Annotated in this window: 8 protein-coding genes and 2 pseudogenes; 4 read left to right on the forward strand and 6 right to left on the reverse strand. The window is 68.1% G+C overall.

Annotation, left to right across the window (positions count from 1 at the left end; genetic code table 11):
* Nucleotides 1-807, forward strand: a pseudogene (locus NHG85_RS18695) (chromosome segregation protein SMC); the annotation flags it as partial.
* Nucleotides 808-1,150: 343 nt separating this feature from the next.
* On the opposite strand, the gene NHG85_RS18700 reads toward NHG85_RS18695, so the two are convergent.
* From NHG85_RS18700 to NHG85_RS18725, 6 genes are all read right to left on the reverse strand, one after another.
* Nucleotides 1,151-1,888, reverse strand: a complete 738-nt coding sequence (locus NHG85_RS18700) for a MauE/DoxX family redox-associated membrane protein (RefSeq protein ID WP_253335243.1) — start codon at nucleotides 1,886-1,888, stop codon at nucleotides 1,151-1,153.
* A gap of 89 nt (nucleotides 1,889-1,977) precedes the next feature.
* The gene (locus NHG85_RS18705) at nucleotides 1,978-3,192 is read right to left on the reverse strand and encodes a lytic murein transglycosylase (protein WP_253335244.1); all 1,215 of its coding nucleotides are present in this window, start codon (nucleotides 3,190-3,192) and stop codon (nucleotides 1,978-1,980) included.
* A 64-nt stretch (nucleotides 3,193-3,256) separates the two neighbouring features.
* Nucleotides 3,257-4,138 carry an adenosylcobinamide-phosphate synthase CbiB gene (gene cbiB / locus NHG85_RS18710; RefSeq protein WP_253335252.1) on the reverse strand — a complete coding sequence of 294 codons (882 nt, stop codon included), beginning with the start codon at nucleotides 4,136-4,138 and terminating at the stop codon, nucleotides 3,257-3,259.
* A gap of 20 nt (nucleotides 4,139-4,158) precedes the next feature.
* Nucleotides 4,159-5,094: a threonine-phosphate decarboxylase gene (locus NHG85_RS18715; RefSeq protein WP_253335246.1), complete on the reverse strand. Its 936-nt coding sequence runs from the start codon at nucleotides 5,092-5,094 to the stop codon at nucleotides 4,159-4,161.
* Nucleotides 5,091-5,474: a DUF1636 family protein gene (locus tag NHG85_RS18720; protein ID WP_253335247.1), complete on the reverse strand. Its 384-nt coding sequence runs from the start codon at nucleotides 5,472-5,474 to the stop codon at nucleotides 5,091-5,093. The genes NHG85_RS18715 and NHG85_RS18720 overlap by 4 nt, the downstream gene beginning before the upstream one ends.
* 67 nt (nucleotides 5,475-5,541) lie before the next feature.
* Nucleotides 5,542-6,540, reverse strand: a complete 999-nt coding sequence (locus NHG85_RS18725; RefSeq protein ID WP_253335249.1) for a glutathione S-transferase family protein — start codon at nucleotides 6,538-6,540, stop codon at nucleotides 5,542-5,544.
* A 221-nt stretch (nucleotides 6,541-6,761) separates the two neighbouring features.
* Here NHG85_RS18725 and NHG85_RS18730 point away from each other — a divergent pair, with 221 nt between their 5' ends.
* From NHG85_RS18730 to NHG85_RS18740, 3 genes and pseudogenes are all read left to right on the forward strand, one after another.
* The gene (locus NHG85_RS18730) at nucleotides 6,762-7,517 is read left to right on the forward strand and encodes an SDR family NAD(P)-dependent oxidoreductase (RefSeq protein ID WP_253335250.1); all 756 of its coding nucleotides are present in this window, start codon (nucleotides 6,762-6,764) and stop codon (nucleotides 7,515-7,517) included.
* Nucleotides 7,518-7,777: 260 nt separating this feature from the next.
* Nucleotides 7,778-8,623 carry a DUF481 domain-containing protein gene (locus NHG85_RS18735; RefSeq protein ID WP_253335251.1) on the forward strand — a complete coding sequence of 282 codons (846 nt, stop codon included), beginning with the start codon at nucleotides 7,778-7,780 and terminating at the stop codon, nucleotides 8,621-8,623.
* Nucleotides 8,624-8,818: 195 nt separating this feature from the next.
* Nucleotides 8,819-9,495: pseudogene (locus NHG85_RS18740) on the forward strand (peptidoglycan-binding domain-containing protein); the annotation flags it as partial.

Here is a 9,495-nt window from a genome sequence, read left to right on the forward strand (position 1 = left end):
GCCGCCTCAGAGGCCCGCGCCGAAGCCGCCCGCGCCGCCGTGACGCAGGCCGCCGAGCGCATTGCGGAGATGCTCGACACCACGCCCGAGGCGCTGTTCGAGACGCTGGAGATCGGGGCGCCGGCGCTGCCGCCCACCGATGAGATCGAGGCGCGCGTCGCCAAGCTCAAGCGCCAGCGCGACGGGCTGGGCTCGGTCAACCTGCGTGCCGAGGAGGACGCCGCCGCGATCCGCGAGGAGCATGACGGGCTGGTCTCCGAGAAGGCCGACCTCGAAGAGGCGATCCGCACGCTGCGCACCGGCATCGGCAGCCTCAACCGCGAGGGGCGCGAGCGGCTGCTCGCCGCCTTCTCACAGGTCAACGAGAACTTCGGCACGCTCTTCACCCATCTCTTCGGCGGCGGCGAGGCGCGGCTCACGCTGGTCGAGAGCGACGATCCGCTGGAAGCAGGGCTCGAGATCCTGTGCCAGCCGCCGGGCAAGAAGCTCTCGGTGCTGTCGCTGCTGTCGGGCGGCGAGCAGACGCTGACCGCGCTGGCGCTGATCTTCGCGGTGTTCCTCGCCAACCCCGCGCCGATCTGCGTGCTCGACGAGGTCGACGCGCCGCTCGACGATGCCAATGTCACCCGGTTCTGCGATCTTCTGGACGAGATGACGCGCCGCACCGACACGCGGTTTCTCATCATCACCCACCACGCGGTGACGATGGCGCGGATGGACCGGCTCTACGGCGTCACCATGGGCGAACAGGGTGTGAGCCAGCTCGTTTCGGTCGACCTGCGCCGGGCCGAGCAGATGGTCGCCTAAGGCGTTGTATTTCCATAGCGAAGCATCTCGTGATGCTGGAACGTAAAGAGAACACTTGAGAAAATCGGCCGGTTTTGGCAAGACTTCCCCCTGCCGCGACACATCGCGGCGAGGGGAGGTGATATGCATTGACCGAAGCCAGCTACCGTAAGTGGATGGTGGTCGTCGCGGTGGCGACACTCGTGGTGACCGTCGTCCGTCTCTGGGTCGGGAGGTAACCCCGGCAAAGAGAAACCCCCGCAGAGCGGCAACTCTGCGGGGGCCAGATCAGGGATGAGACATCATCGACCGATCGCTACCGTATGGCCGGTATAATGTGCATCGGTGGGCGAATTGTAAAGCCTCAGACTGCCAGCCGCACCAGCATCCAAAGCCCCATACCGGCCATCATCACGTTCTCGGTGAGCGAGATGAAGCCCAAGGGCACGTTGCTGTCGCCACCGACGCAGGCGCATTTCAACTCGCGCTTGTCGATGTAGACGGCCTTGATCACCGAGACCGCGCCCACCGTGCCGATGAAGAGCGCGAGCGGCGCCGAGAACCAGGTCAGCAGCAGCGCCGTCATCAGCACCCCGGCGATGCCCTCGGCCCAGGGGTAGATATAGGCGTAGGGCACCCATTTCTGCGCCAGCAGGTCGTAGTTGAGAAAGCCGTTGGAGAAGCCCTCGACATCCTGAAGCTTCTGCAGCGCCAGAAGGCACATGGCGACCGAGATGAACCAGCCGATGGTCTGGCCGGTGAAGAACGTGCCCAGCGCCACCCATGTGATCGCCACCGCGATGGCAAAGGCCATGCCGAAGATGGCGATGACGGGGCGGTAGGTCGTGCCCTCGGGCTTGGCGGGCGCCATGTCGAAATGCGCGCGCAGTGCGTCGTAGCCGCCGATCCGCTTGCCGTCGATGAAGGCCTGCGGCGTGGTCTTCACATCGTGCTCGCGCTTGAAGGCCTCGGTCTCTTCGCGCGTGGTGAGCTCGTGATCCTCGATCTCGTAGCCGTTCTTCTTCAGGAGCCAGAAGGATTTCTGACCGAAGGGGCACTGATGCTTGGGCATCGACATGCGGTAAAGCTGTGCGGTCTTCATGGGGCCGGTCCTCCGTCCTGCGGTCTTGCTCCCCAAGCAGCTATACCCCCTCGGGGTTCCTTTCAAGATACCCTGAGGGGGTATTTCCGTCAGAGCGCGTTGAGCAGGGCGCGGGTGGGCCAGGCATCGGCGGGCAGGCCAAGGCGCTGCTGTTCGGCCTGCACTGCCTGCCGGGTCATCTCACCCAATATGCCGTCGGCACCGCCCACGTCGTATCCGCGCGCCTGCAGCTTTTCCTGCAGCCGCACCATTTCTTCGCCCGAAAGCCCCGGCGCCGGGTTGCCTGCGTCATAGACCGGCGCGCCGCTCAGCCTGTTGGCGAAATAGGCGGCGGTGGTGACGTAGACGAGGCTCTGGTTCCACTCGAAATAGACACGGAAGTTCGGGTAGGCGAGAAAGGCCGGGCCATCCTTACCCATCGGCAGCAGCACCGAAGCCGGCAGGTCGGCGCGCCCCAGATCGCCCGAGCGGCCCGTCACGCCCAGCGCCTGCCATTCGGAAACGGGCTTTTGCGTGTCGAGGCCGGTCTGGCTCCAGTCCATGCTCTCGGGCACCACGATTTCCTGCAGCCACGGCTCGTTAGCGCGCCAGCCCAGATGCGACAGCATCTTGCCGCCCGAAAGGAGCGCATCGCGTGCCGAGCCCTTGAGATCGACCCGCCCGTCGCCGTCGCCATCGACGCCGTTGACGAGAATGTCCTCGGGCAGCATCTGCACCTGCCCGATCTCGCCGGCCCAGGCACCGGTGGTGGAGCCTGGGTCGATGCCGCCCTGCGCATAAAGCTCGATCGCGGCGAGAAGCTGCGGTCGAAACAGCTCGGGGCGGCGGCAGTCATGCGCCAGCGTGGCGAGCGCATTGACGGTGTTGAAATCGCCCTGCACCGCGCCGTAATCCGTCTCGAAGGCCCAGAAGGCCAGCAGCACGCCGCGCGGCACGCCGTAGTCGGCCTCGATCCGGTCGAAGGTGGCGTCGTATGTCTCGGCATTGGCGCGGCCATTGGCGATCCGGTTTTCCGAGATCAGTCGGCGCGAGAAATCGACGAAGTCGCGCTGGAACACGCCCTGCGCCCGGTCGGCCTTGAGCACGGCGGGATCGCTGCGCACGCCCGAGAAGAAGGCGTTGATCGTCTCGGGCGCATGGCCCATCGCCGCCGCCTCGGCCTTGACCTCCTCGATCCAGCCGCCGAAATCGCCGCCGCAGGGCGGCTTGGGGCCGGTGGCCTCCTGCGCCTGCGAAAGCGCAGGCACAAAGGCGGGAAGGGCCGCGAGAATCAGCGGGGCGAGAAGACGTGTCCTGGTGCGCATGGGCGAGTGTCCTGTCCGTTGCGGGTCGCGGCGGAGCCTGCCAGCGGCGCAGGGCAGGGGCAACTCACGTCCACGCCAGAACCAGCACCACGCAGAACCCCGCTGCCCAGGCCTTCCAGAGCATCGCGCAGGCGGCCTCGACCGCCGCCGCGCCGATCTCGCGGAAGCCCTCCGGGTTCACCCACGGAAAATCGCGCATCTCGCCGTGATAGGCGCGCGGGCCCGACAGCGCCACGTCGAGCGCGCGGGCCATCGCCGCCTCGGGCCAGCCTGCGTTGGGCGAGCGGTGCAGCCGCGCCTCCGAGGCGATCTCGCGCCACGGCCCCGGGCGGCCGGCGACGAGCCAGATCAGCAGCGCGGTGAGGCGCGCGGGGAGCCAGTTCATCAGATCGTCGAGCCTTGCCGAGGCCCAGCCGAAGCCTTCGTGGCGCGGCGTGCGGTAGCCGATCATCGAATCGGCGGTGTTGACGATCTTGTAGACCAGAAGCCCCGGCAGCCCGCCGATCAGGAACCAGAAGGCCGGCGCGGTGACGCCGTCCGAGAGGTTCTCCGCAGCGCTCTCGATCGCGGCGCGGGCCACCGCCACCTCGTCCATCGCGCCCGTGTCGCGCCCGACGATCATGGCGACGGCGCGGCGCCCCTCGGCCAGCGACTGGCGCAGCCCCCGCGCCACGGCGCGGACATGATCGACAAGGCTGCGCTGGGCCAGAAGGACGGCCGCGACAAGGATCTCGGCGAAGGGGCCGGGCATCGCCGCCAGCGCCTCGCCCAATGAGAAGGCCGCGAAGACCAGCGCCGCGCAGGCAAGGATGCCGCGCCCGCGCGCCGCACCACCGGTGTTGAGAACGCGGTCGAACCAGCCCACGGCGCGGCCCATCAGCACGGCGGGGTGCGGCACGCGGGACCAGATTTCCTCGGGTTCGCCGAACACCGCGTCGAGCGCCATGGCGATGGCGAGCCACAGGCTCAAAGCGCCGCCTCGATCTGCCCCCAGCGGTCGGGGGCGGGCAGGCCGAGCCGCAGATGTGTGGCCGACCATGGAAAGATCCGGCTCCAGACATGGCCCCGGGCCAGCCGCTCCTGCCAGGCGCCCGCGTCATCCACCTCGTAGAGGCGGAACAGGTCGGTGCCGCCCGCGAGGGTGGCGCCCCGGGCCGTCACCAGCGCATCGAGCCGCGCGGCATCCGCGTGCAACCGCTCGCGCGTGCTCCGCGCCCAGCCCTGATCTTCCAGCGCCCGCGCGCCGATGGCGAGCGCGGGGCCGGAGACCGGCCATGGCCCGAGGCTTTCGGCCAAGGCCTCGATCAGCGCCGGCTCGGCGATGGCGAAGCCGAGGCGCAGGCCCGCGAGGCCCCAGAACTTGCCGAAGCTCTTCAGAACCACCGTGCCGGGACGACCGGCGAGGGCCATGAGCGAGGCATCGGGGCGGATGTCGCAGAAGCTCTCGTCGATCACCGCGAAGCCCGCTGTGATCTCGGAGGCCTGCCAGATCCGCCCGTCGGGGTTGTTGGGATGCACCGCCACCTGCGCCTTGGCCGAGCGGGTGGAGATCTTCCAGCCCGCGGCCGTGAAGGCGGCCTCGTGCTCGTTGTAGGTCGGCCCGGGGATGCGCACGGCGCCGGTGGGCGCAAGGCGGGGCAGCCGGGCGATCAATGCCGAGGCGCCGGGGGCGGCGAGGATCGCGGCCCCCTCGGGCACCCGCCAGAAGCGGCGCGCGGCGGCGGTCAGCCGGTCCTGCGCGGCCCGGTCCGGCAGCGCGGTCCAGGCGTCGAAGGGCAGGGCACCCACCGGATAGGGCACCGGATTGATGCCGGTCGAAAGATCGAGCCAGCCCTCGCGCGCGCCGCCATGGCGCGCGATGGCGGCGTCGAGCCCGCCACCGTGATCGCGCTGCTCGCTCATTCGGCGTCGGGCAGCGGCGGGTGGCGGGTCACGAAATGCCCCTTCACGGCGGCGGGCCATGTCCGGTAGGGCACCTGTCCGCTCGCGCTTTCGCCATGCAGCACCGCCCAGTCGACGATGCCTTGCGCGGCTTCCTGCGTGACCTCGAACCGGCCCAGCGTGTAGTTCAGCTTGCCCGCCGCCTGCACAGCGACGTTGCAGCCCTGCTGGCAGCCCATCAGGCAGGACACGCGCCGCGTACGCACCGGCATGTCACGGGCCGCCGCCTCGATCAGCGCGGCGAGGCGTTCGCCGTCGGTCGCGCCCGAGGCCGGGTCCCAGCCCTCGCGCTTGCAGGTGTCGCAGATGGTGATCCAGGTGGTGGGGTCTTGCGTGCTCATGCCTTGCTTCAAACCGAAAACCGCCCCCGCCACAAGCGGGAGCGGACCGGTCGCGTCGCCGCTGCGCTCAGCCGGCCCCGCGCGTGGCGAGATGATCGCGGCCATGCGGTGCCATGAGGTCGAGATCCGGCCCGATCGGCACGATGCGATGCGGGCTGATCGTGTCGTGGCTGTAGTGGTAGTGATGGGTGATATGGTCGAAATGCACGGTCGGCGCCACGCCCGGCCATTGGTAGAGCTCGCGCGTGTAGCCCCAGAGATTGGGGTATTCGATGAGCTTGGCGCGGTTGCACTTGAAGTGCCCGTGATAGACCATGTCGAAGCGGATCAGCGTGGTGAACAGCCGCCAGTCGGCCTCGGTCACGCGGTCGCCCGCAAGGTAGCGCTGTTCGGCGAGCCGCGATTCGAGCCAGTCGAGACTGTCGAACAGATCGCCCACCGCCTCGTCATAGGCCTTTTGCGTCGTGGCGAAGCCCGCCTTGTACACGCCATTGTTGACGGTGTGATAGACGCGCCCGTTGACCGCCTCGATCTCGTCGCGCAGTTCTTCGGGCCAGTAGTCGTCATGATTGCCGGTGATGCCGTCGAAGGCCGAGTTGAGCATGCGGATGATCTCCGCGCTCTCGTTCGAGACGATGGTGCCGCGCTCCTTGTCCCACAGCACCGGGACGGTGACGCGGCCCGAAATCTTGGGATCGGCGCGGGTGTAGATGTCGCGCATGTAGGGCAGGCCGAACAGGCGATCGCCCGTGGCGCCATCGAAATCGGTGCGGAACTCCCAGCCTTCGCCCAGCATCTCGGGATGGACGACGCTGACGCCGATATGCTCCTCCAGCCCCTTCAGCGCGCGGAAGATCAGCGCGCGATGCGCCCAGGGGCAGGCATAGGAGACATAAAGGTGGTAGCGGCCGGACTCCGCCGCAAAGCCGCCCTCGCCGGAGGGGCCGGGCGCCCCGTCGGGGGTGATCCAGTTGCGAAAGGCCGTGGTCGAGCGTTCGAACTTCCCGCCCGTGGACTTGGTGTCGTACCACACGTCCTGCCATTCGCCGTCCTGAAGTCGTCCCATGATCTGCTCCCGTTTCCGTTGCGTTCGGCTCTAGATCTAGGGCGCCGCCGCATGCCGTCACAGGCCCGGCGGCGAACAGGGCTTGTGCGATGCGCGCGCGGAACGGAAACGCCGCGCCGCGCCGCCGACTGGCGCAGGACGGCGACGCGCCTATGTCTTGCACGAGGCTTCGGCGGCGCAGCGAAGCCAGGCGCGACGACAGGATATGAAAGGAGCGGGGCATGCGGGACTGGCAGGGCAAGCGGTATTGGCTGGTGGGTGCGAGCGAGGGGCTGGGCCGCGAACTGGCCTTCTGCCTGAGCAAGGTCGGTGCCGAACTGGTGCTTAGCGCGCGCACGGGCCCGCGCCTCGACACTCTGGCCGAGGCGCTGCCGGGGCGGGCGATGGCGCTGCCGATGGATGTCACCGATCCGGCCGCGGTCCGCGAGGCCGCGGGCGGCATCGGCGCGATCGACGGGGTGATCTGCCTTGCAGGGACGCGCTGGCCGATGCGGGCGCAGGGCTGGGATCAGGAGTGGATCGAGGAGATGATGCAGGTCAATTACCTCGGCGCGACCCGGGTGATCGGCGCGGTGCTGCCCGGCTTTCTAGAGCGCGGGGCGGGGCATGTCGTGCTTACCGGCGCGCTGACGGGGTTTCGCGCCGTGCCCGGCTCGATCGGCCACGGCGCCTCGAAGGCGGCGGTGATGCACCTGGCCGAGGCGCTGCACCACGACCTGCGCGGCACCGGCGTCGAGGTGCAGCTGCTCAATCCCGGAACGATCAGGTCCCGGCTGGGCGCGCGGTCCCAGGCGGATGCGCCTTTCGCGATGGAGCCCGCGCGCGCGGCGCGCGAAGCTTTCGAGCACATGAGTTCCGAGCGCTTCAAGATCAATTTTCCCTATGGCGCCTCGCTGCCGCTGCGGGCGGCGCAATTCCTGCCCGACTGGGCGTATTACAGGCTCTTCGCAAAGACCGGAAAAAGCGGGCAGGGCTAGGACTGTGTTTAAATCGACACATTCATGTGGCGCTTTTACGGCATATGGTTTCCCTTGCGTCAATTTCGTTTGACGCTCCCCCTTCGGAGTTCATATCCCTTTCCGAGAAGGGCGCGCCGCTCATTCTGTTGCACAAATGCCGCGCTGGACAGCATTGCTGGAACCGCGGGACCCGAAGCGCAGAAGTTGCGTTCGACAAGCATGGAACCCGCAACGGGCCCGGTCTCTGGCTGGCCCCGGAATCGAAAAGGACACTAGAAATGAACGCCACCTACAAACTGCTGATGGCAACGACCATCCTCGGCCTCATGGGCACCGCCTCGGTCGCGCAGACCTTCGACGCCGCCGAAGCCCGCGTCTTCGGTAACGAAGACCGTCTCGACGACACCCTCGACGATCTCGATGAAGACATCGAAGACGATTTCGAAGTCGAGAGCCCGACTTTCGGCAACGAAGGCCGTGAGCTCGGCTTCAACGGCTCGGTCTCCGCGCGCGGCACCGCCACCGATGGCAACACCGATGTCGTCAACATCGGCCTCGGCGCCCGCTTCGGCTTCTTCGACGGCGTCAACGGCCACGAGGTGCGCCTGAGCTATGCCTACACCGAGGAGGACGGCGACGACCTGACCAACAACCTGCTCGCCGGCTACGACTACACCCGCGACTTCTCGGACACCTTCTATGGCTACGCGACCGCCGTGCTGGCCTATGACGAGTTCGACAGCTTCGAAACCGACGCCTTCGTCGGCGTGGGTGTCGGCTACCGCGTGTTCGACACGCCCGACGTCCAGTGGACCGTGCAGGCGGGCCCGGGCTACCGTTATCTCGAAACCGACAGCGGCGAAGAGATCGACGAAGCCGCCGTACTCATCGCGTCGAACTACTACAACCGCATCAACGAGGACATGTTCATCACGAACGACACCGACGTCCTCGCTTCGGACCGCGACACCTACGTCACCAACGACTTCGGCGTGACCGTCTCGATGAGCGATGCGCTGGCCCTGCGCACCAACCTGTTCACCGAGTACCGCACCGATCCGGAGCCCGGCTTCGACGACACCGACAACACCCTCGGCGTGTCGGTCGTCTATTCCTTCAACTGATCTCCCTCGATCGGTTGCATTCCAGGAAGGGAGGTGGGGAAACCCGCCTCCCTTTTTCGTATCCGGCGGCCTGTCTCGCCATTGCGGGGCCTGAAAGCCTGCTTGCCGCCGGGGCAGGGCCGCATCGCGCAGTTGCTATTTGAAGACGAGACCGGACCGGGCCAGTCTGGCCCCGAGACATCACGGGAGATTTCCATGCGCCAGCTTCTGACGAGCACCGCCATCCTGCTGTGGGCCGGCGCGGCCATGGCGCAGGACGCGGCGCTGCTTTTGGGAAACGAGCGCTACGAGACGCTGGGGCGATTGCCGCGCGGCACCGAGATCCTGCAGGCCGAAGAGCCGCTGCGCACCTTGGGATTTTCGGTCTTTTCCTTGCCCAATGGGCGGGCCGACAGCACCGCGCAGACGGCGCGCGACTGGCTCGAACGGGCTCCCGAGAGCGAGCGTCTCGTCGTGGCGCTGTCGGGCCGCTTTGCCACCGACGGGGCGCGCAGCTGGTTCCTGACCGCGGAGGCCAGCGGGCCGGGGCTGCTGACGCCGGGGGCGGCGGCGCTGCCGGTCGAGGGGGTGCTGCGGGCATTGGCCGAGGCACCGGGGCAGGCTCTGCTGCTGCTCGGGGTCGATCCCGGCGGGTCGGATCGTTACGACCCTTGGGTCGGCGAGGGGCTGGGCACGCTGGAGATCCCGCAGGGCGTCACCGTCCTGACCGGCAGCCCGCGCGCGGTGGCGCGGTTCATGAGCGGGCCGCTGGCCGAGCCGCGCGGTGACCTGTCGGCCGCGATCCGCGAGGCGGAGGATCTGGAGGCGCGCGGCTACCTGCCGCAGGCGCGCATCTTCATGCCCGAACGCCCCGAGACCCCGGCGCCCGCCTC

Source organism: Limimaricola litoreus (genome assembly GCF_024159025.1).
Taxonomy (GTDB): Bacteria; Pseudomonadota; Alphaproteobacteria; order Rhodobacterales; family Rhodobacteraceae; genus Limimaricola; species Limimaricola litoreus.

What these genes read in the sequence shown, in the direction of transcription:
- NHG85_RS18705 (WP_253335244.1), bottom strand. Translation starts at nt 3,192, where the DNA reads ATGCGCACCAGGACACGTCTTCTCGCCCCGCTGATTCTCGCGGCCCTT.
- NHG85_RS18725 (WP_253335249.1), bottom strand. Translation starts at nt 6,540, where the DNA reads ATGGGACGACTTCAGGACGGCGAATGGCAGGACGTGTGGTACGACACC.
- NHG85_RS18715 (WP_253335246.1), bottom strand. Translation starts at nt 5,094, where the DNA reads ATGAGCGAGCAGCGCGATCACGGTGGCGGGCTCGACGCCGCCATCGCG.
- NHG85_RS18700 (WP_253335243.1), bottom strand. Translation starts at nt 1,888, where the DNA reads ATGAAGACCGCACAGCTTTACCGCATGTCGATGCCCAAGCATCAGTGC.
- NHG85_RS18730 (WP_253335250.1), top strand. Translation starts at nt 6,762, where the DNA reads ATGCGGGACTGGCAGGGCAAGCGGTATTGGCTGGTGGGTGCGAGCGAG.
- NHG85_RS18720 (WP_253335247.1), bottom strand. Translation starts at nt 5,474, where the DNA reads ATGAGCACGCAAGACCCCACCACCTGGATCACCATCTGCGACACCTGC.
- NHG85_RS18735 (WP_253335251.1), top strand. Translation starts at nt 7,778, where the DNA reads ATGAACGCCACCTACAAACTGCTGATGGCAACGACCATCCTCGGCCTC.
- cbiB (WP_253335252.1), bottom strand. Translation starts at nt 4,138, where the DNA reads ATGGCGCTCGACGCGGTGTTCGGCGAACCCGAGGAAATCTGGTCCCGC.